This window comes from Priestia sp. ST2 (assembly GCF_055810735.1).
Genome location: NZ_JBVVNT010000001.1, coordinates 267,504 through 292,043, shown reverse-complemented (window position 1 = coordinate 292,043; position 24,540 = coordinate 267,504). Strand labels below are relative to the sequence as shown.

The window sequence follows — 24,540 nt, the reverse complement described above, 5'->3', positions numbered from 1 at the left end:
CCTTTACCCGCTTTCTTAATGTTCTAATGTAGACAGAACTTGTTTGGCATTTGCTGCCATTACGTGATCTGGCTGCACGTTTAAAGCTTCATCTAACATCTCAATCGCCTTGTCTTTGTCATCTTTCATAGCATACGCTACGCCTAAATTATAAAAAGCATCGGCGTGTTCTGGCTCTTGATTGACTACCTTAAGAAATTCAGCAATCGCTTCATCTACCATTTCGAGCTGTGCTAAACAAAGACCGTACTGAAATTTTGCTTCTACATCATGTTCGTTTAGTTCTACCGCCCGCTGAAGATAAGGCATCGCAAAACGAATTTCTTCCATATGAAACAGCGTTAAACCAAGCATAAAGTACGCATCGGATGAATCTAAGCCTTTTTTGATTGCTAAATCAAAGTAGTGCTTTGCCTGCTCAAGCTGCTCTGCATTAAAATAAATATTTCCTGCTCCGTAATACGCTGTTGCCGTTTCTTCATCTAATTCAATCGCACGTTCATAAAATTTCAAAGCACGATCCATCTCACTAACAGCCGCTAACAAATTGCCAAAATTCACATACACAATTGGATCTTTTGGATTATCTTCAATTGCTTCTGAAAATGTTTTAGCAGCCTCTTCAAATTTCCCTTCCTGCATATACTGAATTCCTAGCTGATTTTTATCTGTCATTTTTTCGTTCACTCCACTGTTTTAGTTATGATTTAAGAGATTTTCACATCATGAAAATCTACAATATGTAAGTTATTAGTTTACCCAGTAAGTAAAGTATATCATAGAAAAACCTCAGCTATATACGGCCGAGGTTTTTCGTTCTTGCTTATATGAATTATACGTACCAGATTTGCTCTTCTTCTTGAAATACTTTGTCAATTGTTGCTCCGCCAAGACATTCATCGTCTTTGTAAAACACAACTGCTTGACCTGGCGTAATTGCGCGAACAGGTTCAGCAAAAATAACCTTAATTGTATCATCATCGACTTTTTCAACGGTTACTGCTGAATCAGTTTGACGATAGCGGAATTTTGCTGTGCACGTCATTGGTGACGACCAGTCACGTTCGCTTACCCAGCTGACATTGGTTGCTGTAAGAGATGTAGAATAAAGAAGCTCATTGTGAAAGCCTTGATCGACGTATAAAACATTTTTTTCTAAATCTTTTCCGACTACAAACCAAGGTTCACCGCTGCCTCCAATACCTAAACCGTGGCGTTGACCAATCGTGTAGTACATAAGACCGTCGTGCTTGCCTTTTACTTCGCCGTCAAGCGTTTGCATTACACCTGGCTGAGCAGGAAGATACTGACTTAAAAATTCTTTGAAGTTGCGTTCACCGATAAAGCAAATACCTGTGCTGTCTTTTTTCGTTGCTGTAGCAAGGCCTGCTTCTTTCGCAATTTCACGCACTTTTGATTTCTCAATTTCACCAATCGGGAACATTACTTTTGAAAGCTGATCTTGTCCTAATTGATTTAAGAAATACGTTTGATCTTTATTTCCATCTACGCCTCTAAGCATTTTATACTCCCCGTCGCGGTACGCAACGCGTGCATAATGTCCTGTCGCTAGATAATCTGCTCCTAGCGTCATTGCATGCTCTAAAAAGGCTTTGAATTTAATTTCTTTATTACACATTACATCAGGATTCGGTGTACGACCTGCTTTATATTCCTCTAAAAAGTAGGTAAATACTTTATCCCAATATTGTTTTTCAAAGTTGACTGCATAGTAGGGAATACCAATTTGATTACATACGCGAATAACATCGTTATAATCTTCAGTCGCAGTACAAACGCCGTTTTCATCCGTATCGTCCCAGTTCTTCATAAAGATTCCGATCACATCGTATCCTTGTTGTTTTAATAAAAGAGCTGCTACGGATGAATCAACGCCTCCGCTCATTCCGACTACTACACGTGTATCTTTAGGTGATTTTGTCAACTTCGCCACCTCCGTTTTCTTCATTTTAATTAAATTGTTCGCTAAAAAGCGAAAGAAACGACACAAACCATCAGTGAGGGATGAAGACCCTACTGATGGCTGCTATTTACATCGTTAGTCGCTTAACGATGTTTGCTGTTTGACGTGCGGTTTTTTCAATTTGCTCAGCTGAGTTTCCTAAGCCAAAGCTAAATCGAATAGAAGTTGTTAAACGTTCAGAACCTTTTCCAAACATAGCAACAAGCACATGAGAAGGATCGATTGCTCCCGCTGTGCAAGCTGAACCGCTCGATGCCGCAATTCCTGCTAAGTCTAAATTCACGAGCATCGATTCAACATTTGTTTTTGGAAATGATAAATTTAACACATGTGGCAGAGAATTTTCAAGATGTCCGTTAATTTCAAATGAAATACCTTCTTCTTTCAACACAGCTACCATTATTTCTTTGTATCTTCTATATTCATCTGCACGTGTTTGCAGCGTTTGTTGCGAAATTTTCACAGCTTCTTCAAACCCGACAATACTTGTCATGTTCTCAGTTCCAGCTCGTCGTTTGCGCTCTTGTTCTCCTCCAAATAGCAAAGGAGACAGTGAAACATGAGCAGCTGCATATAAAAAGCCCATCCCTTTTGGTCCGTTAATTTTATGAGCAGAAACGGATAAAAGATCGACACCTAATTGTTGCACATTTAACGGAATTAATCCATAAGCTTGCACTGCATCCGTGTGGAAATATGCTCCATGCTCTTTTAATAGAACTCCAATTTCTCCAATTGGCTGAATAGCACCTACTTCATTATTTCCAAACATCACCGACACAAGAATTGTTTGATCGGTTAGGGCTGATTTTATTTCATCCACAGATACTTGTCCGTACTCATTAACTGGTAAGTAAGTCACTTCAAAGCCCTGTGTTTCTAAATATTCACACGTATGAAGCACAGCGTGGTGTTCAATTTGCGTGGTAATAATATGATTTCCTTTATGGTGGTTTGCAAGAGCTACTCCGATCAGTGCCATATTATCTGCTTCTGTCCCACCACTTGTAAAAATCAGTTCATTTTCGTGTGCTCCAATACTTGCTGCAATCGTTTGGCGAGCTTCGTCTAAATAGCGTCGACTTTCCCGCCCGTAGTGATGAATACTAGACGGATTTCCAAAGTACTCATGCATAAAAGTCGTCATTTTCTCAACGACTGCTGGATGTATTGGAGACGTTGCTGCATGATCAACATAAATACGTTCCAAAATAAACGCCTCCTAGCTCATTATTAAATATAAAACATATAAGACGCTTGATCATCATCAGAATGATTTGCTAAATCTTCAAGCGTTGTACTATCTAGCACTTCTTTAACCGCATCTCGAATACGAATCCACAGCTCGCGTTTTGCAGGCTCTTCATCTTCAATTCCTTCTACAGGACTAATAGGACCTTCTAAAACAGAAATAATATCACCAGAAGTAATGTTAGCAGGTTCATGTGCTAAGATGTAACCTCCATAAGCTCCGCGCACGCTTTTTACAAGCCCAGCGTTACGCAGCGGTGAAATAAGCTGCTCTAAATAATGTTCAGATAAGTCATGCGTTTGAGCAATAGTTTTAAGCGAGATAGGACCTTCGCCAAAGCGCTTCGCAAGCTCAATCATAATCGTTAAACCGTAGCGTCCTTTTGTTGAAATTTTCATACGATACACTCCTTCAATACACTTTTTTTATTTATGAAAAAAATAAGACCCTCACGTTGTCACTGAATGCTGTGATGAGTCGTTTTTTACTAAGCTATATGAACTTCTCTATATGCATTTCTTGCAAATGTAACTGTTGATATTATAACATACTATGCCTATAAGATAAATTTCCACCACCTATTCACCGCTTGTGATACAGTGAAAGAAAAGAAAGGAGAAAAACATGGCTACAAAACCTCTCGCATTTCGAATGCGTCCGACTCATTTAGATGACGTTATCGGACAGCAGCATTTAGTTGGCAAAGATAAAATGATTTATCGAATGGTAAAAGCAAATCACTTAAGCTCGATGATTTTATATGGACCTCCAGGCGTTGGAAAAACAACAATTGCCACGGCTATTGCAAAAACAACCAACACGGCGTTTCGTCAGTTGAATGCCGTTGTAAACAATAAAAAGGATATGGAAATTGTCGCCGAAGAAGCCAAAATGTCAGGCAAAGTAATTCTCCTGTTAGATGAAGTTCATCGCCTTGACAAAGCTAAGCAAGACTTTTTGCTTCCTTACTTAGAAAACGGCATGATCATTCTAATCGGAGCGACAACAAGCAATCCTTATCACGCAATTAATCCTGCTATTCGAAGCAGATGCCAAATCTTCGAATTAAAATCTCTTACGCCAGATGATATCAAAATGGCGCTAACAAGGGCGCTCAACGACTCATCAAACGGATTTGGGGATAGAAAAATTATCGTAGAAGATGACGCCATGAACCACTTTGCCAACAGCTGTAACGGTGACGTGCGCTCGGCTTTGAATGCTCTGGAACTGGCTGTTTTATCAACAGGTGAAAGCGATGGTAAAATCGTTATTACCTTACAAACGGCAGAAGAATGTCTGCAGCAAAAATATTTTTCACATGATAAAAATGGTGACGCTCACTATGATGTATTATCAGCTTTTCAAAAATCGATTCGCGGCAGCGACGTAAATGCCGCTCTTCATTATTTGGGACGGCTAATTGAAGCAGGAGACTTGATCAGCATCAATCGTCGCCTTTTAGTCATTGCCTATGAAGACATTGGACTAGCTGATCCGGATGCCGGCATGAGAACTCTCGCAGCTATTCAAGCAACTGAGCGATTAGGACTCCCAGAAGCACGTATCCCGCTTGCAAACGCCGTTATTGAGCTTTGTCTATCACCGAAGTCCAACGCTGCTTACAAAGCATTAGATGAAGCGATAAGCGATATTAAAAAAGGGCTTTCCGGCGACGTTCCCCCTCATTTGAAGGATGCTCATTACAAAGGAGCAGAGAACCTTGGCCGAGGCGTTGAATATCAATACCCGCATGATTTTGATAACGGATGGGTCCTTCAACAGTATTTACCGGATCGCATCAAAAACAAACAATATTTTCATCCTAAACAAAATGGACAAGAAAAATACTTTTCAAAAGTTTTCAATCGTTTAGAGACATTAAAAAAAGAAAATGGCTGAAACTGTTGCTCAGTTTCAAAGCCATTTTCTTTTTTATCTTTATCTATTAAGCTGCACTTTTAACGTCTTTGCGTTTTTTCGTTTTTGTTGAACCTTTAAAGTAGCTGTCTAAAAGTTTAGCGACTAAACGAGCGATTATGTTAAACAACAGAACCATAATGATTAAAATAGCAGCTGACTTTGTTGCAATCAATCTTGCATCAGGTACGATTCCTTCAGAGTTTAATTTCCAAATGTGAACGGCAAGCGTCTCTGCTGGTCGAAAAATATTAAACGGGTTTACAGGACTCGTTAAGTCAGCATTTGAATTTAACATCGGCGTCGTTAAGCCAGCCGTATAAATCAACGCAGCTGCCTCTCCAAAGATTCGTCCCGCTGTTAAAATAACGCCTGTGATAATTTGTTGAATCGCTGATGGAATGACGACTTTGACAATCGTTTGCCATTTAGTCGCACCCAACCCTAAACTCGCTTCTTTTACACTCGCAGGAACAGATGCAATCGCACTTTCACATACGCGTGTTAAACCCGGTAAATTTAAAATTGTAATCACAAGTGCTCCGCCGATAAGCGTATAGCCCCAGCCTGAAAATGTGACAAAAATTAATAATCCAAATAAACCAACTACAATGGACGGTAATGACGCCATTGTTTCGATACATAAGCGGACGAAATTTAAGAAACGACCTTGCTTCGCGTACTCCGCTAAGTAAATTCCGGCTCCTAAACCAAGAGGAATAGAAATGATCAGCGTTAAAACAAGCATGTAGAACGAGTTAAACAGTTGGGGTCCGATACCGCCTCCTGCCATCGTATTGCTTGGCTTTCCAAATAAAAAGTTCGGATCCCAAAATCCCCAACCTTTAGCGATAATTTCAACAACTAAATACACTAATAGCAACACAACTAGAGCGGCAATGCCATAAAAAATACCTGTCCATATATTATTTACTGTGCGTGCATTTTTGTTTCTCATTGATGAGCACCTCGTTTCCCAATTGCTCGGATAATTAAAATGAACACGAAAGAAATAAGCAGTAAAATCATGGCTAACGTCCACAGTGCGTTATTCCATGCCGTTCCGTTTAACGTATTAGACATATCCATTGTTAAAATACCTGTTAATGTTGCCGTTGGGCTATATAAGCTTTCAGGAATCTTAACCGTGTTTCCGATAACCATTTGAACAGCTAGCGCTTCTCCGAATGCGCGGGCAAGCCCTAACACGATACCTGTTAAAATACCTGTTTTAGCAGATGGAATAATGACTCGGCTAATTGCCTGCCATCTTGTTGAACCTAGTCCATAAGAAGCTTCTAAATATTCAGGTGCTACGCTTCGAATTGCATCGTCAGCAATACTTGCAATTGTCGGAAGAATCATGACGCTTAAGACAATAATTCCGGCAATCAAACTAAAGCCCACTCCGCCGAAGTTATCGCGAAGAAGCGGCACTAAAATTGTAACCCCTAAAAGACCGTATACCACTGAAGGAACTCCTACTAAGAGTTCTAAAACGGGTCGTAAAACCGTTGAACCAAATTTAGGCGAAATATAGTTGTTAAAAATGGCGATAGCAATTCCAATTGGAGCACTTATAATAACGGCTCCGATTGATACAAGCATGGAACCTAGAATAAACACAAGTGCACCGTATTCTTTATTGTTTGGACTCCATTTTGTTGAAGTCAACATTTCACCGATTGATATATTACTCTGTAAAAATGACTGTATGCCTTTTTCACAAATAAATACGATAATAGCTAACGTAACAAGTACAATTAAAATACCGCAAAATGTAGAAAGCGTACGGCCAATGTATTCGCTTTTTACATAATTAATGGATTTTTTCCCCTTCATCGCTCTGTCTCCTTACATATTCAGTATATATTCGCTTTTCTTTTTATTCGCTATATACTTTATTAACATTCAAATAGAATAAGACTGACTGTGTTAGTCAGCCCTATTCTTTTTAAAAACACTCTTATTTTTTGAACTCAGTCATTGGGATATATCCCATATCTTTTACTTGCTTAGCAAAGTCTTTACCAGCTACGTAGTCAATGTACTCTTTTGCACCATCTTTTGGCTCACCGTTTGTAATCATGTACTCATAAGACCAAAACGGATATTTTTTAGAAACAATGTTTTCTGTTGTTGGCTCTACACCATCAATATTAAGCATTTTTAAACTTTCTTTTTTATCGCCAATTAAATACGACATAGCAAGGTAACTTACTGCTCCTGGCGTTGAGTTTACTGATTGCTCAACCGCTCCGTTTGAATCTTGAGCTGTACCAACGCTGTCATTTACTTTTGCGTCACCCATTAATGTTTTCTCGAATGTAGCACGTGTACCAGATGATGCTGGACGGTTGATTACGTTAATTTTCTCGTCGTTTCCGCCAACTTCTTTCCAGTTTTTAATTTCACCAGAGAAAATCTTTTGAATTTGCTCTTTTGTTAACGATTCTACTTTTACATCTTTATTTACAACAAGTGCGAACCCAATGCCCGCTACTTTCGTATCGACAAGTTTATCTGCTTTTGATTTATCTTCGATTTTATCGGCTGCTGGAACGTCAGAGTTTCCAATGTCAACTGCTCCTGATGCTACTTGGTTAACACCCGTTCCACTACCTCCACCTTGTACCGTTACTGAAAGGTTTGGATATTTTTCAGTAATTCCATTGGCTGCTTCTTCTGCAAGTGGTTGTAAAGCTGTAGATCCCGCCGCTGTTAACGTACCTGAAACTTCTTCTTTGCTGCCCGAACCACTGTCGTTGCTTGCTCCGTCTTTACCACATGCTGCTAGTGCTCCTACCATTAAAAAAGCTGCTAATGTTACTTTAAAACCCTTTGTTTTCATTACATTACCCTCCAATAAATATATGTGTAATTAGTACTAGTCCTTTGTACTCGAACAACAGGTACAAGACACATTATACGAGTAGATTGTTGTCTTTATATGAAGTGAATTTTAAGTTACTGTAAACTTACTTATTTGGGGTTTATTTTTTCTTATTTCTATCAAAACCCTTGATACATAAGACTTTCTGAATATTGCTGTAGAAGATATAAAAGAAAGAAAGCCAAAACGTAAATTTTATGTAAATAAAGCGTTAAATAAATTTACATAAATCTCTTTTTTTTAATACAGTGTAAATTCACCATCAAGCCATATTTTTCAATTTATTAGTACTTTTTATACATATCAAACAGAAGATTCCATCCAAAGCATAAATAGAACAGATATTTCCATAAAAAAAAGAAGGCTGCGATAGCCTTCTTTTTATTCATCACCTACGCGGCGAATCTTAATATCACTTAATAATTCATTGATAACATGGCCGCCCATAATTAATCCTGCTACAGATGGAACAAAAGCATTAGAAGATGGGGGCATTTTCGCTTTGCGAATTTGCGCTTGATCGTTTCCTACTTCTTTGCGAACTTCTTCGCGAATAACGATTGGACGTTCATCAGAAAAAACGACGTTAATTCCTTTGCGAATTCCTTCTTTACGCAGACGAGTACGAACCACTTTTGCAATCGGATCTGTATGTGTCTTTGAAATGTCTGCAATTTTGAAACGTGTTGGATCCATTTTATTCGCAGCACCCATACTTGAAATAATCGGAATATCACGTTTTAAACATTCTTTCATTAAATGAATTTTATACGAAATCGTATCGGATGCATCCACTACGAAGTCCGGTTTGTAACTAAAGAACTCTTCATACGTTTCTTCCGTATAAAACATTTGAAGAGAAACGACGTCACATTCTGGGTTAATATCCAAAATACGCTGTTTCATTAATTCTGTCTTGGGCTGACCTACCGTAGAAAGCAGCGCGTGAATTTGACGATTTACGTTTGTAATATCAACATCGTCTTTATCTACAAGAATTAAACGCCCTACTCCTGACCGAGCCAAAGCCTCAGCAGAAAACGACCCTACTCCTCCTATCCCTAAAATAGCAACTGTGCTACCTTTTAAAGTAGCTAGCCCTTCTTTTCCTATCGCCAGTTCATTACGCGAAAACTGATGCAACATGTTAAAACACTCCTCTATTAAATACACCAACGTGTATGATTAATTCAAATAAACAACGAAATTGACTATATCATATTTTTAGCAAAACGAACATGAGCATTCGTTATTTATCCATAAAAAAACTCTATGCAAATAATTACATAGAGGATTTTTTATATGTATGCTAGTCCCGATCGTGCCGTCTCGAGTGCCTTCGTTTTGAACCCGCTCTCGGCAGGTGGGTGCTCTGCTTTAACCATTGTAAGTCCTCGAGATGAGGCATGTACGCTCGTTAAAAACTCCGAGCTCCCAAGCAAAAAATTGTTCGGTCAAAACTGGATTAAGGACGAACACATCAGGACTATTTAGTTCTTGAAAGTATCTTATCACAGAAAAAATCACTTTGCAATTAATAAGTAAAACAAAAAAATCGAGCCTGTCACGTTCCAGTGACAGGCTCGATTTAACAGACGGTTCAATCGATTACGCTTCTGTTTTTTGCTTTTTCACCTGCAAATGCAGCTCGTCTAATTGCGCTTCACTTACTTCACCAGGTGCGTTTGTTAATAGACAGCTTGCACTTGCTGTTTTAGGGAAGGCAATTGTATCACGCAAGTTTGTGCGTCCTGCTAGAAGCATAACCAAACGATCAAGACCTAATGCAATTCCGCCGTGAGGAGGAGTACCGTATTCAAATGCTTCAAGTAAGAAACCGAACTGCTCATATGCTTCTTCTAATGTAAATCCAAGCGTTTTAAACATTTTTTCTTGAATATCACGCTCGTAAATACGTAAAGATCCTCCGCCAAGTTCGTAACCATTCAATACTAAGTCATATGCTTGTGCACGGACTTGTCCAGGATCGCTTTCTAACATTGGTAAATCTTCACGAACTGGCATTGTGAATGGATGATGAGCCGCGTAGTAACGGTTGTCTTCTTCATCATGCTCAAGAAGAGGCCAATCTGTTACCCATAGGAAGTTAAATTTCGTTTCATCAATAATTCCTTGTTCTTTTGCAAGCTTTAGACGAAGAGCGCCAAGTGCATCTGCTACAACTGACTTTTTATCAGCTACAAATAAAAGTAAATCTCCTTCTTCCGTTTGAAGAGCTTCAGCAAATTGCTTTTGCTCATCTTCATTGAAGAATTTTGCGATCGGTCCTTTTAAGCCGTCAGCTTCAACTTTCAGCCATGCTAACCCTTTAGCACCGTAAATTTTCACGAACTCTGTTAGAGCATCGATATCTTTACGTGAATAGCTAGAAGCGCCACCTTTCACGTTAATTGCTTTTACTTCTCCGCCGTTTTCAACTGCTGCGCTAAATACTTTGAACCCGCAGTCTTTCACAAGCTCTGATAAGTTGACTAGCTCCATTTCAAAACGTGTATCCGGCTTATCTGAACCGTAGCGACTCATCGCTTCATCATATGACATGCGCGGGAAAGGCGTCGTTATATCTAAATCTTTTACTCGCTTCATTACTTTAGACATCATTTCTTCCGTCATTGTCATGATGTCCTCTTGAGATAAAAATGATGTTTCAATATCGATTTGAGTAAATTCAGGCTGACGATCTGCACGCAAGTCTTCATCGCGGAAGCAGCGAGCGATTTGATAATAACGCTCAACTCCGCTTACCATTAGCAGCTGCTTAAAGATTTGCGGTGATTGAGGAAGAGCATAAAACTCCCCTTCGTGCACGCGGCTTGGCACAAGATAATCACGTGCGCCTTCTGGCGTACTTTTCGTTAAAATAGGTGTTTCAACATCTAAAAAGTCATTTTGATCCAAGAAGTCACGAATTGTTTTTGTAATGTCATTGCGCATTTTAAGCGTGTTAAACATCTCAGAACGTCGAAGGTCTAAATAACGATATTTTAATCGAACATCTTCTGATACTTCCGTTTGATCTGCAATGGCAAAAGGAGGTGTTTTGGCTTTGTTTAATACCGTAATCTGCTCAGCGTGAACTTCAATTTTACCTGTTTTTAAGTTCGAGTTAACGGTTCCCTCTTCACGAGCTACAACAGTTCCTTGCACTTCCAGTACGAATTCATTACGTACATCTTCAGCAATTTTTAGCGCTTCAGCAGATTTTTCAGGATTAAATACAACCTGTACAACTCCGCCGCGGTCGCGTAAATCAATAAAGATTAATCCCCCTAAATCACGGCGTTTTTGAACCCATCCTTTTAATAGAACTGTTTCGCCAGTTGCTTGTTCTGTTACATCTCCACAGTAGTATGAACGTTTTGTCATCATGGTTCCCCCTTATACTTGTTTTTGCAAATAGCTGACCAATTGATCAATTGATACTTCTTGCTGTTCGCCAGATTCCATATTCTTTACATTTACAACTTGTTTTGCTAGCTCATCTTCACCTAGAACAACAACAAATTTTGCTTGTACACGATCAGCTGCTTTGAACTGAGCTTTCATTTTTTTATCTTGATAATCTTTATCGGCTACAAAGCCTGCGCGTCGAAGCGTATTTACAATTGAAACGGATTTTTCTTTTGCTTCATCGCCCATGGTTACTACATAGCAATCTACGCCTGTTTCTACCGGAAGCTCAATTCCTTCTGCTTCCAATGCAGATAATAAGCGTTCGATACTTAAAGCGAATCCGATACCCGGTGTTTCAGGTCCGCCGATTTCTTGAATCAGCCCATTATAACGGCCTCCGCCACAAAGAGTTGTAATGGCGCCAAATCCTTCTGCTTCACTCATTAGTTCAAATGCTGTGTGATTATAATAATCTAACCCGCGTACCAGCGTCGGATCTACAGCATAGTCAATGTCTAAATCGGTTAAGTACTGCTGTACTTTTTCAAAATATTCTTTTGAATAGTCGTTTAAATAATCAAGAATAGACGGCGCTGTAGCCATCAGTTCATGGTCACGATCTTTTTTACAGTCTAAAATACGAAGAGGATTTTTCTCCAATCTGCTTTGGCAGTCGCTGCAAAACTCTCCAATGCGAGGTGCAAAGTGGTCGATAAGCGCTTGACGGTGAGCTTGACGACTTTCTGTATCTCCTAAACTGTTAACAACCAACTTTAATTTTTTTAATCCAAGCGATTGGTAAAAGCTCATTAACAGGGCAAGAACTTCAGCATCAATAGCTGGATCATTTACTCCTAATGCTTCTACGCCAAACTGAACGAATTGACGGAAACGTCCCGCTTGAGGTCGTTCATAGCGAAACATAGGGCCAATATAAAACAGTTTGGTTGGCTGCGTTGGATTTCCAAACATTTTATTTGAAACAAATGATCGTCCAACTGCAGCTGTTCCTTCTGGGCGAAGCGTTAAGCTGCGGTCACCTCGATCTTTAAATGTGTACATTTCTTTTTGCACGATATCTGTTGTTTCTCCCACTCCGCGCAAAAATAATTCAGTGTGTTCAAACATTGGTGTACGAATTTCTTGGTAGTTGAACGCACGGCAGATCTCTCTTGCTCGCTGTTCAACAAACTGCCAATATTCTACTTTGCCCGGTAAAATATCTTGTGTGCCTCTAGGTATTTGAACTGACATAACGTGATATGCCTCCTATTTTTAAAATTTACAATACAAAAAAACTCTCGCCTCTACTATTTTTCCATAGTAGGGACGAGAGTTAATCTCACGTGGTACCACCCTAATTGAAACATATGACATGTTTCCACTCATTTCGTTAACGCACGAACACGTTCATCTCCTACTAAGTTTCCCTTTTCAGAGTGAAGCCTCCTGAGTGTTCTTTCATAAAGTCATCATGTAGAAATGCTTTCAGCCTAAGACATTTCCTCTCTAGCCATGTGTCATCTTTACTACTTTTCTCGATCTTTGGCTTATCAATATAAAAATGTTATACATTCATTTTAATTTAGCAATTGCTTTCTATATTACGAATGAAATGAGCAGTTGTCAAGCACCTTTCATGTTAAGAGCGGTCTAATTGTTTTCTTAGTTTCTGAATATCTCGAAGCGTTAAACCAAATTCAGAAGCCAATTCAAGGGATGAAGCTTCACTTTCTCTGTCAATAAAATCATGAAAATGAATGCCAAATACCGGATTTACCTGCTGAAATGATTGTTCACCTTTTTCACTAAACTTCATCGTTTCTTCCTCCCTGCCTACACTTACTTATCCTTTTATTAGCATTGCCCAAAAAAGATGTTTTTACATAAGAGAAAGGATTTTTTTTATTTTCATCGAATACTCTATTTTGTTATAAAAAGGAGGTCTATCTATTCGCCATCTAAACATGAAGTCTGTATCTGTTTTGGCTGCAAGTATCCTTTTATTACTGTGCTCTTCCTCATTTGAGCGCCCAAATGTACCGGTGCATCAACCCATTATTGTAACAGCTGACTCTCTTCATGTACGGAGCGGTCCAGGACGTTCATTTTCAATTACAAATAAATTGACGAAGAATACAAGACTATCCGTTTCAGACCGTCAAGGAGATTGGTATTATGTAGAAAGTTCGGGTATTCAAGGCTGGGTGTTTAAAAAATTCACGAAAACCGTAGCGCTTCGCAGCGTTCAGCCTAGCATGCAGGTAGCACAGCGTCAGCCTGTCTATACGCTGAGTAAAAGCTTGCGGCACCTAAAGGGCAAAACAATTATTATTGATGCAGGCCATGGTGGAAGAGACAAAGGAGCCATCGGCACACAGGGCACATATGAAAAAGACCTCACTCTCCGAACAGCACTTATTTTACAAAACAAACTTCAAAAAGAAGGCGCACACGTCATTTTAACCCGCACCCATGATGAGTACCTTCTACTTTCACAGCGCACGCTGCAATCGACTAAAGCAGATGCTTTTATAAGCATTCACTACAACAGTACGAACAGCTCACAGCTAACTGGCCTTATGACGTATTATTACCATCAGCATCAGGACAGTCCACTCACACATTCTATTCATCAGTCCCTTATTAATCATGCAAAATTGAAAGACAAAGGAGAACGTTTTGGAAACTATTATGTTCTTCGCGAAAATACACGTCCGAGTACATTAATTGAACTGGGCTTTTTAAGCAACGAAAGGGAAGAAACGTATATTAATTCCATCAGTTATCAGCAAATGATTACGTCCGCTATCGCTGAAGGATTAAATCAATACTTTCAAAGCAAAGAAAAAACGCAGGCTCATCTGTGAGTCTGCGTTTTTTCTTTGCTTTCTACAATAAGTGTGACCGGTCCGTCATTTGTAAATGATACGTCCATCATTTCACCAAATGCGCCGGTCTCTACTCGAACATTTTTTTCTGATAATACTTTATTAAAATAGTTGTAAAGCGTTACAGCATGATCTGGCCTAGCAGCTCCCATAAAGTTTGGTCTTCTGCCTTTTCGGCAATCTCCGTACAGCGTAAATTGAGATACCGATAAAATTTCTCCTTCTACATCTAGAAGCGACAAATTCATTTTGCCAGACTCATCATCAAACACTCGCAAATTCACAATTTTATCTGCTACATACTCTGCATCAGCTTCAGTATCGTCATGGGTAATGCCCACTAAAAGCATATATCCGTGCTTAATCTCACCGACCGTCTCTCCTGCAACAGTTACTTTTGCATTCTTTGCTCTTTGTACGACTACTCTCATGTATAACTACCTTTCTTAATGCATAATTCGGCGAACTGAATAAATGTCTCGAAGCTGCTTAATGCGCTCAACCACTTTATGAAGGTGACTGATGTTATGAATAGAAATTGACATATGAATCGTAGCCATTTTGTTTCGGTCCGATTTTCCTGAAACGGCTGAAATATTCGTTTTAGTCTCGTTTACAACCTGCAGAACTTCATTTAGTAAGCCTCTGCGGTCGTATCCGGAAATTTCAATTTCCACGTTAAACTCTTTGCCTTCTTTAATATGTGTTTCCCACTCTACAGGAATAAGGCGGCTTTCAGCATCATCTGTGTGAACGTTTAAACAATCTGCTCTATGAACAGATACTCCTCGCCCCTTTGTAATAAAACCAACAATCTCATCTCCAGGAACTGGATTACAGCATTTAGACAAGCGAATCAGCATGTTCTCTACACCCGGTACGATAACCCCGGAATCTTTTCGTTTATGCTGGCGAACACGCTTGGCTGCAGTGTCGCGTGCAATATCATCAATTTGGATCTCTTGTTCTTGATCACGCTGCTTTCTCCACTTCTCGGTTAAACGATTAGCTACTTGAGCCGCAGTTAATCCGTTATACCCAATAGCTGCATACATATCATCTTCGTTTGAGAAATTAAACTTCTCCGCTACTCGTTTGATATTATCAGCTGTTAATACTTCTTTTAAGTCAAACTCCATTTGACGAATTTCTTTTTCAACCAGCTCTTTGCCTTTTTCAATATTTTCATCGCGGCTTTGCTTTTTAAAGAATTGGCGAATTTTATTTTTGGCTTGAGACGTTTGAGCAAGCTTTAACCAGTCCTTGCTTGGACCATACGAATGCTTAGACGTCAAAATTTCGATAATGTCCCCCGTTTTCAAACGGTAATCAAGTGTAACCATCTTGCCGTTGACTTTTGCTCCAATGGTTTTATTTCCGATTTCAGAATGAATACGATAGGAAAAATCAATTGGAACAGAACCCGAAGGAAGCTCAATGACGTCGCCTTTTGGCGTAAAAATGTAAACCATGTCAGAAAACAAATCAACTTTTAGAGATTCCATAAATTCTTCTGCATCGTTTGCGTCATTTTGAAATTCTAAAATTTCTCTGAACCACGTCAACTTTTCTTCAAATGAAGCATGCTCAGCTGTTTTTCCTTCTTTGTAAGCCCAGTGAGCAGCAATTCCATACTCAGCAATTTGGTGCATGTCAAACGTTCGAATTTGAACTTCTAACGGATCACCTTTTGGTCCGATAACCGTCGTATGAAGAGACTGGTACATATTTTGCTTTGGCATTGCAATATAATCTTTGAAACGTCCCGGCATTGGCTTCCAGCACGTGTGAATAATTCCTAACACCGCATAGCAGTCTTTAATGCTATTTACAATAATGCGCACAGCTAGTAAATCGTAAATTTCATTAAACTGCTTGTTTTGCAGTGCCATTTTACGATAGATGGAATAAATATGTTTTGGACGTCCTGAAATTTCAACTTTAATCGACACTTCATCTACTTGCTCTCGAACTTCATCAATAACTTCAGCCAAATACTGCTCGCGTTCCGCACGCTTTTTCTTCATCAAATTTACAATGCGATAATATTGCTGAGGATTTAAGTAACGTAAAGCTGTATCTTCAAGCTCCCACTTAATTTTTGAAATACCAAGACGATGAGCAAGAGGAGCAAAAATTTCAAGCGTTTCATTTGAAATGCGTCGCTGTTTTTCCTGCGGTAAATGCTTTAGCGTACGCATGTTATGAAGACGATCCGCAAGTTTGATCAGTATGACTCGAATATCTTGAGCCATTGCTACAAACATCTTGCGGTGATTTTCAGCCTGCTGCTCTTCTTTAGACTTATATTTAATTTTTCCCAGTTTTGTTACGCCGTCTACTAACATTGCTACTTCTTCATTAAAAGCTTTTTCTAAATCTTTTAGTGTTATCTCTGTATCTTCAACCACATCATGTAGAAATCCAGCTGCAATTGTTGCTGGATCCATATCTAGATCAACTAAAATTCCTGCGACTTGAATCGGGTGGATAATATATGGTTCACCCGACTTGCGATATTGTTCTTTGTGAGCTTCTTTTGCAAAATCATATGCTTTTTGTACAAAAGCCACATCTTCTTCATTTAAATATCGCTTCGTATTGTCAATGACCTGTTCCGCTGTTAGGACTTGCTCATTTGCCATGAAATCACCTTTTATCAACTAGCATTTTTAATTCATATTGTAACTATTATCTTGAAAAAATCCAAGGATGTAAAGCCTTTGCGTTTAATTTATCAAATTTACATCATTTCCATTTTACGTATTAACGTTTTTTAACGAAAAAAGAGCACCTGTATCAGGTACTCTTCTTTATGTGATCGTTCTTCTTAATACGTCATTAATGTGAATACATCATAACCGTCTAGTTTGTCACGGCCATCAAGGTAAGAAAGTTCAATTAAGAACGCAGCTCCAACAACAATTCCGCCTAATTCTTCGACAAGCTTAATTGTCGCTTCAATTGTACCGCCTGTTGCTAATAAATCATCTGTAATCAACACGCGCTGACCTGGCTTAATTGCATCTTTGTGAATCGTTAATACGTCTTTACCGTATTCTAAACCGTAATCTACTTTGATTACTTCACGCGGTAATTTTCCTTCTTTACGAACAGGTGCAAAACCGATACCTAACGCATATGCTACTGGACAACCAACGATAAATCCGCGAGCTTCCGGTCCTACGATAATATCAACTTGTTTATCATTCGCATATTTTACAATCTCATCCGTTGCGGCACGGTATGCATCACCATTGTCCATTAATGTTGAGATATCTTTAAATGTAATACCTGGTTTTGGCCAGTCAGGTACAATTGTAATATAATCTTTAAAATTCATTCTAATGTTGCCTCCTCATTCCATCGAACGCTTAAAAATATCTTGAAATTGATTTTTAAGCTGTACATATGACGTATAAATAAAGTTTTTTTCTATTTCAATCTGCTGCTGCTTTTGGCGATAAGTCGCAGATTCTATTAAATCACGTTTCGCAGAATTTTTCACTAACGAAATTAAGCCATTGTTTATTGTAACAAATTCTAACTCAAAAAACACCTTTGCCATAAAATCAATCGTTTCTTTTGACCAGCCCTTATGAATCGCTAAATCTTCTTTGTAGCGTTTTAAATCAAATGGACCCTTTTTCGCTAAAAAGCCGTAAAACCATTTAAAATGATCGCGAGTTGGGATTGTATCAAAATAATGGTCTTCTTCCGTTAAGAAAATAGCGTATAGTCTAGAAGGGATACCTTGGACAAACAAACATTCAAGCCATTTCTGTGAAGGAGGCAAATCTAATAAAACGATTTGTTCCCTTGCAAACATACATGCTTTTGCCTGTTCTTCATCTTGAATAAGAACAACATGCTCCATCGGCAGCAACGACTTGTATTTATCAATTGTTGAAGCGTGGAAAGCAACAACTTTCATTTGATCCGTAAATACCTGCTGAAAGAAACGTTTGACATCAACTGCACTGCGATAATCAAACATCTGCCATTCATCTACAGAAATATCTTCCACCATCAGCTGCGGCTTGCGCATATTATTCCACTCATTAATAGATAGTTCACCTACTAATGATACTTTAGCTATAGGAGATACTTCATCTAATATATAGCCTAACCCAAATCCTACTGCATCAACCGATACACCGCTGTCTTCAAACACGAGTTTTAAATGATTTTTATTAGCACCAATTTTCCGCATAGATGTTGTATGAACATCTTTAATGAGAACTTTTGGCTTCGGGTTATGCATACCAAATGGAGCAAGCGCACTCATTTGTTCAATGTTTTCCAGCGTAATTTCCTCTGTTGTGCATACTGTATCAACTGATGTAATTGGAATAAAATCCTGTTCGGTTAACACGTTGCTTGCTTGTTCATTAAGACGTCTGCGCAGCTCTTCTACATCATCGCTGTTTAATGTCATGCCGGCTGCCATTGGGTGCCCTCCAAAATGTGGCAAAATGTCACGGCACTTAGATAAGTTCGCGAATAAGTCAAAACCTTCGATACTTCTTGCTGAACCCTTGGCAATACGGTTTTCAGAGTCAATACTTAGTACAATTGTTGGTCTGTAGAATTTTTCTACGAGCCTAGAAGCGACAATTCCAACAACGCCTGCATTCCATCCTTCTCCCTCTACAATAAGAACGCTGTTTTCACCCGGAGGATACATACTCTCAACAAATTCAACGGCTTCTTCTGTAATATCGTTTACGATTTGCTGCCTTTCCTTGTTTAACGCATCAATTTCTTTAGCTAAACCTTTTGCCTCTTCAGCATTTGTCGTCATAAGCAAATGAACAGCTGGATCCGCATCTTGAAGACGTCCTACTGCATTAATGCGAGGAGCCATCGCAAATCCAATTGTATCCTCATTAATTTCTTCACGTTTTACTCCACATACGCTCAGCAGCGCTTCAATTCCGGTGCGCTTCGTGAGCTTGAGATAATCAAGACCTTTGCGAGCAATTAAGCGGTTTTCGTCGACTAAAGGAACTAAGTCAGCAATTGTCCCAATTACTGCTAGTTCTAACAAATGTTCTGGAAGCTCCCCTAACAGCGCATGAGCGAGTTTAAAAGCCACCCCTACACCTGCCAGTTCTTTAAATGGATATGTACTTCCCGGCAGCTTTGGATGAATAATTGCATAAGCATCCGGTAAAACTGGCCCTGGCTCGTGGTGATCGGTAATAATTAAATCAAAATTTAATTCACGTGCATACGCAGTTTCTTCGACTGCCGAAATACCTGTGTCGACCGTAATCACCAGCTGATAGCCGCCCGCGTTTATTTTATCAAATGCCGCCTTATTCGGCCCATAACCTTCTGTAAAGCGATTAGGAATATAAAAATCAACATCAGCTCCAAGCTGCTGTAAAGCAGATAACATAACAGAAGTGCTGCTGACGCCGTCAGCATCGTAATCTCCATAGATCATAATTTTTTCATTATGATCAATTGCTTGCTGAATACGAGCTACTGCTTTGTCCATATCGTGCAACAAAAACGGATCGTGGAACGTTTGTGCATCAACGTGTAAAAACTCACGCGCCGCTTCTACTGTTGTCATGCCTCTATTAAGTAATAACGAAGCTACTAGAGGTGTAATATTGAGGTTTTCTACAAATTCATTAACAAGTTGTTCATCACATTCTTGAACATTCCAACGTTTTTTTGACTGTAACATGTCTCTTCACCCCTTAACCCACATTATTATACTAGAGTGGATGAAATGGAGCAACGAAAGAAAATAAGCACATTTTTCTGACAGTACGTCTTGAATTTTCACGCACAAAAAAACGTGCGAATACTTCGCACGTTTTTGAATTACTTGCTTTCTACTTCTTTTTGTTCCTCACGCTTCAACTGTTTTCCTTTCCACACAAGCCATAGCTGAGCAGCAATAAACACAGATGAATATGCACCAAGGATTAAACCTACTAACAGAGCAATTGAGAAGTTTTGAATCGATTCACTTCCGAATAGAAGAAGTGCTACAACTGCAATCACAACTGTTAACACGGTATTCATCGAACGAGTAAACGTTTCACGCAAACTTAGATTTACGATAAACGCTAAGTCGTCAAACGTTTTGGATTTAAATTTCTGCATATTTTCACGAATGCGGTCAAACGTAACAATCGTATCGTTAATTGAGTAACCAACAATCGTCAAGACAGCGGCAATAAACGTTAAATCAACCTCTAACTTCGTTAAGCTGAAGACCGTAACGATAAAGAACGCATCATGCAACAGGGCAAGCACGGCTGCAAGTGCCATGTAAAACTCAAACCGTATCGTTACATAGATGATAATTCCAATTGAAGCAATGGCAATTGCCATCATTGCATTTTTCGCCAGTTCTTTTCCAACCGTCGGCGAAACGGTGCTTACATTTGGTTCAGAACCATATTTATCTTTAAAATGATCTTTTAAATTGGCAATTTCTTTTTTATTCAAGACCCCAACTACACGTACGACACCCGTGTCATTACCTTTTCCTGTAATGACTACGTCATCCGTTTTGATATTAAGGGACTTCATTTCACCCTGTATCTCAGACTGTGTAACGGTATGATTTGCTGGAATCTCTATACGAGTTCCGCTCGTAAAGTCAATACCAAGGTTCAATCTGAACACAACAACCGAGATAATACCGATAATAACAAGCACGCTTGAGAACGTGAAGAATGCTTTACGGTATTTAACAAAATCAAGTTTATCCCATGCTGTAGGCAAAACGGTTGTGCCGTCGTCTTTACTTAGGTCGTGAATTTGTTCTTTCTTTACGCCAAAGTAGCCTGGTTTTTTATCAAACCAGCGGCTGTTTACTAAAAGACTCATTAATAACCGCGTACCGTATACGGCCGTAATAAAGCTTAGTACAATCCCGATCATTAACGTTGTAGCAAATCCTTTTACTGAACTTTGACCATAAAAGAACAATACAAGAGCCGCTAGCATCGTTGTAATATTGGCATCAAAAATGGTCGCAAGAGAGCGACGATTTCCTGCCCGGTATGCAGATATAACAGACCTTCCTGTTTTGAGTTCATCTTTAATCCGCTCGTAGGTAATGATATTCGCATCTACTGCCATACCTACGCCGAGAATAAGAGCCGCGATACCTGGAAGCGTCATAACCACGTGCATCAAGTCAAATACAACTAAGTTCAAGTAGATATAGAAACTGAGTGTAATAATAGCAATAAGCCCCGGTAAACGGTAGAAAAACAGCATGTAAAGGAAGATAATTCCGATGCCGATAATACCCGCTAATATAGTCGTGTGAAGAGCTTCTTCTCCAAACTGTGCTCCAACGGATGTAGAGTATAGCTCATCCAATTTAACCGGCAGCGACCCGGCGTTTAGTAATTCCGCCAGCTGTGTTGCACTTTTCACTGTGAAGTTTCCACCTGAAATCTCAACATCTGGCTGTGTTAACACGCTGCTAACAGAGGCTGCAGATAGATACTTCGGATTTTGTTTTGTCGCTTCTTTTTGGTACGAGTCTTTTCCTTCTTCATAGTCCAGCCAAATGACAATTAAATTGTTAGGTGCTGGTTTTTGAGAAAGCTCTCGCGTGATCTTTTCAAATTTTTTCGCATTTTTTAACTTTAGTGAGACGCTAGGCTGATTGCTTTGGTCAAACGATTGCTTTGCTCCGCCTTGCGCTAAGTCTGTACCATCCATCAACACCTTATCGTTCACGTCACGGAACGTTAAGTTTGCTTGAGTTGATAACAGATCCCTGGCTTGCTTTTGATTCGTGACACCAGCTAGCTGAACGCGGATACGGTCATTCCCTTCAATTTGAATGCTAGGCTCACTAACTCCCAGTACATCGACACGTTGACGCAGCGCTTCAACCGTGCTGTTAAGTGCCTTTTTGTCAATGACATCGCCTTTTTTAGCTGGACTGACTTTATATAAAATTTCAAATCCACCTTGAAGGTCGAGGCCAAGTTTAATATCTTTTGTAATTCCAGTCATCGTTGTTCCGATTGTACTAAACACAAGCAGTACTAAGAGGAAAAAGGCAACGATACGTCCTCTTTTAACCATCGACAGAAAATCCTCCTTCTTATGTAAAAAACATGAAATGATAACAATAGATAAATGACCAATCTAATTATCATTCATAACCTAATGTCTGTCAAATAAAGACCTTATCAAATTTTAATACATGTATTTTACAAACTCTACTTTAATAATTCTTTCCAGTCTTCTCCATTATTAACACTTGAGAACATATCAGATTTATAAGATTCAATTGTTACATAGCTCATCACCTGCGTGATCTTAACAGATAAAATATCATTTACCACTTGATGGAGAGATAGCTCCTTTTCTTTTTTCCATTTTTTCATTTCTAAATAACTCAATAAATCGTTCTCCGTTACTTCTTCATATCCAAGCATATGAAATTCTTCCATTTTGCTGGATAAGACAGGCTGTATAAGTTCTTTCGAAGCTGAAATAAATGGATGTGTCATATCGATCCTCCTTTCTGTTTGACATTTCGCGTAAAATTTCTTTCTCGTATGAGGAATACTTGTCATGCTTGGACACCGGGGGCGCATATATTCACTGTATAAACCTCAAGAAAGCAGTGAGTATATGTCTAAATTTTTACAGGGAACTATTATTTTAATAATTGCTGGCTTAATTACACGTGTACTCGGGTTTGTCAATCGAATTGTGGTGGCTCGGATGATTGGAGACGAAGGTGTGGGACTTTATATGATGGCGGTCCCCACGCTGGTATTAGTAATCACCTTAACACAGCTTGGGCTACCGGTTGCCATATCCAAGTTAGTGGCAGAAGCAGAAGCTTTAGGTGACAGGCATAAAATAAAAAAAATACTTGTCGTCTCTTTAAGTATTACGTGTACGCTGAGCGTTTTATTTACGCTCGGACTAATATTATTCGCTCCCGTTGTAGCAAAAACCTTCTTTACAGATTCACGTACGATCTATCCGCTGCTTGCGATTATTCCAGTTATTCCAATCATCGCCGTCTCGTCTGTCATCCGTGGATATTTTCAAGGAAAGCAGCAAATGAAGCCTGCTGCTTATTCTCAAATTATCGAACAAGTGGTGCGCATTACGTTAATTGCCGTATGTACAAAAGCATTTTTGCCCTATGGAATTGAGTACGCTGCGGCTGGTGCTATGCTATCTTCCGTATTTGGAGAACTAGCTTCACTGTTTTATATGATGTTTATGTTCAAGCGAAAGAAGAAAATAACGGTAAGACGAAAATTTTTTGCTTCTTTACATGCGGGCAAAGATACGTTCTTTGACTTAATGCGAATTGCTCTTCCCACGACAGGAAGCCGCATGATTGGGTCAATTTCTTGGTTTTTAGAACCGATTGTAGTAGCTCAAAGTTTAGCAATTGCAGGAGTAGCGACAGCTGTAGCAACTAAGCAGTACGGAGAATTAACAGGCTTTGCACTCCCTCTCCTGATGCTGCCTTCTTTTGTAACGGTGTCTCTATCCACGTCTTTGGTTCCCGCAATCAGTGAATCTCTTGCACAGAATCAAATGAAGCAAATCGAATATCGGCTTCATCAAGCTCTCCGCTTGTCGTTTGTAACAGGCGGGCTAGCCGTTGTTGTTCTTTATGTATTTGCTAATCCGGTAATGGAATTGATGTATGGTTCTGACAAAGCTGCTATTTTTGTCAAAGTCATGGCGCCTTTTTTTATCTTTTATTACTTTCAAGGGCCGCTTCAAGCTGTTCTGCAGGCGCTAGACCTTGCAAAAGCCGCCATGATTAACAGTTTTATAGGAGCAGCGGTCAAAACATCTCTTATCTTCTTACTCGCAACTCAGCCAAACCTAGGCATTATGGGAGCTGGTCTTGCAATTGTTGTGGGAATGATGCTTGTCACTCTTTTACACCTGTCTACCGTCATGAAAAAAATCACGTATAAGATTCATGTGTTTGAGTATCTTCGCAGTTTTTCTGTAATGGGAATATCAGGTTTTACCGGACACTTCGCTTATATGAACCTTTTTATTTCCATCCCTTTGAGCTTACGAACCGTTTTATCGATTGCACTTACAAGCGTTGTATACGTACTGTTTTTGCTGCTTTTTAGACTGATAACAAAAGAAGAATTAAACCGTTTTTCTTTTTTACGCTATTTTAAACGAAAATAAA

20 protein-coding genes, 1 other RNA gene and 1 other annotated feature are annotated in these 24,540 nt (G+C 39.2%); of the genes, 3 read left to right on the top strand and 18 right to left on the bottom strand.

What is annotated here, in order from left to right; genetic code table 11:
* Positions 1–15 precede the first annotated feature (15 nt).
* The 4 genes from AC0KUU_RS01430 to cymR all read right to left on the bottom strand — a co-directional run bounded on the left by AC0KUU_RS01430 (position 16) and on the right by cymR (position 3,634).
* Positions 16–675, bottom strand: a complete 660-nt coding sequence (locus AC0KUU_RS01430) for a tetratricopeptide repeat protein (protein ID WP_013085089.1) — start codon at positions 673–675, stop codon at positions 16–18.
* Between the two features lie 157 nt (positions 676–832).
* The gene (gene mnmA / locus AC0KUU_RS01425; protein ID WP_043976151.1) at positions 833–1,945 is read right to left on the bottom strand and encodes a tRNA 2-thiouridine(34) synthase MnmA; all 1,113 of its coding nucleotides are present in this window, start codon (positions 1,943–1,945) and stop codon (positions 833–835) included.
* Between the two features lie 106 nt (positions 1,946–2,051).
* Positions 2,052–3,194: a cysteine desulfurase family protein gene (locus AC0KUU_RS01420; protein WP_165575794.1), complete on the bottom strand. Its 1,143-nt coding sequence runs from the start codon at positions 3,192–3,194 to the stop codon at positions 2,052–2,054.
* A 23-nt stretch (positions 3,195–3,217) separates the two neighbouring features.
* Positions 3,218–3,634 (bottom strand): cysteine metabolism transcriptional regulator CymR, encoded by a 417-nt coding sequence (cymR, locus tag AC0KUU_RS01415; RefSeq protein WP_013059297.1) that lies wholly within the window; start codon positions 3,632–3,634, stop codon positions 3,218–3,220.
* A gap of 226 nt (positions 3,635–3,860) precedes the next feature.
* Here cymR and AC0KUU_RS01410 point away from each other — a divergent pair, with 226 nt between their 5' ends.
* Entirely contained in the window at positions 3,861–5,138 is a 1,278-nt protein-coding gene (locus AC0KUU_RS01410) for a replication-associated recombination protein A (protein ID WP_013085092.1), read from the top strand.
* A 46-nt stretch (positions 5,139–5,184) separates the two neighbouring features.
* Here AC0KUU_RS01410 and pstA read toward each other — a convergent pair whose 3' ends face one another.
* The 8 genes from pstA to AC0KUU_RS01370 all read right to left on the bottom strand — a co-directional run bounded on the left by pstA (position 5,185) and on the right by AC0KUU_RS01370 (position 13,282).
* On the bottom strand, positions 5,185–6,114 hold the full coding sequence (pstA, locus tag AC0KUU_RS01405; RefSeq protein ID WP_043976149.1) for a phosphate ABC transporter permease PstA: 930 nt from the start codon (positions 6,112–6,114) through the stop codon (positions 5,185–5,187).
* Positions 6,111–6,998, bottom strand: a complete 888-nt coding sequence (pstC, locus tag AC0KUU_RS01400) for a phosphate ABC transporter permease subunit PstC (RefSeq protein ID WP_165575793.1) — start codon at positions 6,996–6,998, stop codon at positions 6,111–6,113. The genes pstA and pstC overlap by 4 nt, the downstream gene beginning before the upstream one ends.
* Positions 6,999–7,122: 124 nt before the next feature.
* Positions 7,123–8,007 carry a phosphate ABC transporter substrate-binding protein PstS family protein gene (locus AC0KUU_RS01395; RefSeq protein WP_043976147.1) on the bottom strand — a complete coding sequence of 295 codons (885 nt, stop codon included), beginning with the start codon at positions 8,005–8,007 and terminating at the stop codon, positions 7,123–7,125.
* 423 nt (positions 8,008–8,430) lie between these two features.
* Positions 8,431–9,195, bottom strand: a complete 765-nt coding sequence (locus tag AC0KUU_RS01390) for a tRNA threonylcarbamoyladenosine dehydratase (RefSeq protein WP_043976145.1) — start codon at positions 9,193–9,195, stop codon at positions 8,431–8,433.
* Between the two features lie 162 nt (positions 9,196–9,357).
* Positions 9,358–9,539, bottom strand: a non-coding RNA gene (ssrS, locus tag AC0KUU_RS01385) — 6S RNA.
* Positions 9,540–9,657: 118 nt separating this feature from the next.
* Positions 9,658–11,436 (bottom strand): aspartate--tRNA ligase, encoded by a 1,779-nt coding sequence (gene aspS / locus AC0KUU_RS01380; RefSeq protein WP_043976143.1) that lies wholly within the window; start codon positions 11,434–11,436, stop codon positions 9,658–9,660.
* 12 nt (positions 11,437–11,448) lie between these two features.
* A complete protein-coding gene (hisS, locus tag AC0KUU_RS01375) occupies positions 11,449–12,717 on the bottom strand; it encodes a histidine--tRNA ligase (RefSeq protein ID WP_280560332.1) in 1,269 nt (422 codons plus the stop codon).
* Positions 12,718–12,785: 68 nt separating this feature from the next.
* Positions 12,786–13,018, bottom strand: a binding site (T-box leader).
* 87 nt (positions 13,019–13,105) lie between these two features.
* Positions 13,106–13,282 (bottom strand): hypothetical protein, encoded by a 177-nt coding sequence (locus AC0KUU_RS01370; RefSeq protein WP_013059305.1) that lies wholly within the window; start codon positions 13,280–13,282, stop codon positions 13,106–13,108.
* 166 nt (positions 13,283–13,448) lie between these two features.
* Between AC0KUU_RS01370 and AC0KUU_RS01365 the strand changes: the two genes are divergently transcribed.
* On the top strand, positions 13,449–14,333 hold the full coding sequence (locus AC0KUU_RS01365) for an N-acetylmuramoyl-L-alanine amidase (RefSeq protein WP_322552437.1): 885 nt from the start codon (positions 13,449–13,451) through the stop codon (positions 14,331–14,333).
* On the opposite strand, the gene dtd is transcribed toward AC0KUU_RS01365, so the two are convergent.
* From dtd to AC0KUU_RS01335, 6 genes are all read right to left on the bottom strand, one after another.
* Positions 14,324–14,785: a D-aminoacyl-tRNA deacylase gene (dtd, locus tag AC0KUU_RS01360; protein ID WP_043976137.1), complete on the bottom strand. Its 462-nt coding sequence runs from the start codon at positions 14,783–14,785 to the stop codon at positions 14,324–14,326. The two genes, AC0KUU_RS01365 and dtd, sit on opposite strands and share 10 nt — an antisense overlap.
* A 15-nt stretch (positions 14,786–14,800) precedes the next feature.
* The gene (locus AC0KUU_RS01355; RefSeq protein ID WP_013059308.1) at positions 14,801–16,999 is read right to left on the bottom strand and encodes a RelA/SpoT family protein; all 2,199 of its coding nucleotides are present in this window, start codon (positions 16,997–16,999) and stop codon (positions 14,801–14,803) included.
* 185 nt (positions 17,000–17,184) lie between these two features.
* The gene (locus AC0KUU_RS01350; protein ID WP_013059309.1) at positions 17,185–17,697 is read right to left on the bottom strand and encodes an adenine phosphoribosyltransferase; all 513 of its coding nucleotides are present in this window, start codon (positions 17,695–17,697) and stop codon (positions 17,185–17,187) included.
* 15 nt (positions 17,698–17,712) lie between these two features.
* A complete protein-coding gene (recJ, locus tag AC0KUU_RS01345) occupies positions 17,713–20,055 on the bottom strand; it encodes a single-stranded-DNA-specific exonuclease RecJ (RefSeq protein ID WP_237074118.1) in 2,343 nt (780 codons plus the stop codon).
* A gap of 140 nt (positions 20,056–20,195) precedes the next feature.
* Positions 20,196–22,433: a protein translocase subunit SecDF gene (secDF, locus tag AC0KUU_RS01340; RefSeq protein WP_237074117.1), complete on the bottom strand. Its 2,238-nt coding sequence runs from the start codon at positions 22,431–22,433 to the stop codon at positions 20,196–20,198.
* Positions 22,434–22,570: 137 nt separating this feature from the next.
* Positions 22,571–22,864: a post-transcriptional regulator gene (locus AC0KUU_RS01335; RefSeq protein ID WP_025750585.1), complete on the bottom strand. Its 294-nt coding sequence runs from the start codon at positions 22,862–22,864 to the stop codon at positions 22,571–22,573.
* Between the two features lie 64 nt (positions 22,865–22,928).
* Here AC0KUU_RS01335 and spoVB point away from each other — a divergent pair, with 64 nt between their 5' ends.
* Positions 22,929–24,539, top strand: coding sequence for a stage V sporulation protein B (spoVB, locus tag AC0KUU_RS01330; protein WP_162214989.1), 1,611 nt, complete (start codon positions 22,929–22,931; stop codon positions 24,537–24,539).
* The last annotated feature ends 1 nt before the right edge of the window (position 24,540 follow it).

Excerpts from the sequence above, each read along its gene's own strand:
- spoVB (WP_162214989.1), top strand. The coding sequence starts at position 22,929 with ATGCTTGGACACCGGGGGCGCATATATTCACTGTATAAACCTCAAGAA.
- cymR (WP_013059297.1), bottom strand. The coding sequence starts at position 3,634 with ATGAAAATTTCAACAAAAGGACGCTACGGTTTAACGATTATGATTGAG.
- dtd (WP_043976137.1), bottom strand. The coding sequence starts at position 14,785 with ATGAGAGTAGTCGTACAAAGAGCAAAGAATGCAAAAGTAACTGTTGCA.
- AC0KUU_RS01350 (WP_013059309.1), bottom strand. The coding sequence starts at position 17,697 with ATGAATTTTAAAGATTATATTACAATTGTACCTGACTGGCCAAAACCA.
- AC0KUU_RS01370 (WP_013059305.1), bottom strand. The coding sequence starts at position 13,282 with ATGAAGTTTAGTGAAAAAGGTGAACAATCATTTCAGCAGGTAAATCCG.
- AC0KUU_RS01410 (WP_013085092.1), top strand. The coding sequence starts at position 3,861 with ATGGCTACAAAACCTCTCGCATTTCGAATGCGTCCGACTCATTTAGAT.
- AC0KUU_RS01355 (WP_013059308.1), bottom strand. The coding sequence starts at position 16,999 with ATGGCAAATGAGCAAGTCCTAACAGCGGAACAGGTCATTGACAATACG.
- secDF (WP_237074117.1), bottom strand. The coding sequence starts at position 22,433 with ATGGTTAAAAGAGGACGTATCGTTGCCTTTTTCCTCTTAGTACTGCTT.
- pstA (WP_043976149.1), bottom strand. The coding sequence starts at position 6,114 with ATGAGAAACAAAAATGCACGCACAGTAAATAATATATGGACAGGTATT.
- hisS (WP_280560332.1), bottom strand. The coding sequence starts at position 12,717 with ATGTCAGTTCAAATACCTAGAGGCACACAAGATATTTTACCGGGCAAA.
- AC0KUU_RS01390 (WP_043976145.1), bottom strand. The coding sequence starts at position 9,195 with ATGTTGCATCAGTTTTCGCGTAATGAACTGGCGATAGGAAAAGAAGGG.
- AC0KUU_RS01430 (WP_013085089.1), bottom strand. The coding sequence starts at position 675 with ATGACAGATAAAAATCAGCTAGGAATTCAGTATATGCAGGAAGGGAAA.
- pstC (WP_165575793.1), bottom strand. The coding sequence starts at position 6,998 with ATGAAGGGGAAAAAATCCATTAATTATGTAAAAAGCGAATACATTGGC.
- aspS (WP_043976143.1), bottom strand. The coding sequence starts at position 11,436 with ATGACAAAACGTTCATACTACTGTGGAGATGTAACAGAACAAGCAACT.
- AC0KUU_RS01395 (WP_043976147.1), bottom strand. The coding sequence starts at position 8,007 with ATGAAAACAAAGGGTTTTAAAGTAACATTAGCAGCTTTTTTAATGGTA.
- recJ (WP_237074118.1), bottom strand. The coding sequence starts at position 20,055 with ATGTTACAGTCAAAAAAACGTTGGAATGTTCAAGAATGTGATGAACAA.
- AC0KUU_RS01335 (WP_025750585.1), bottom strand. The coding sequence starts at position 22,864 with ATGACACATCCATTTATTTCAGCTTCGAAAGAACTTATACAGCCTGTC.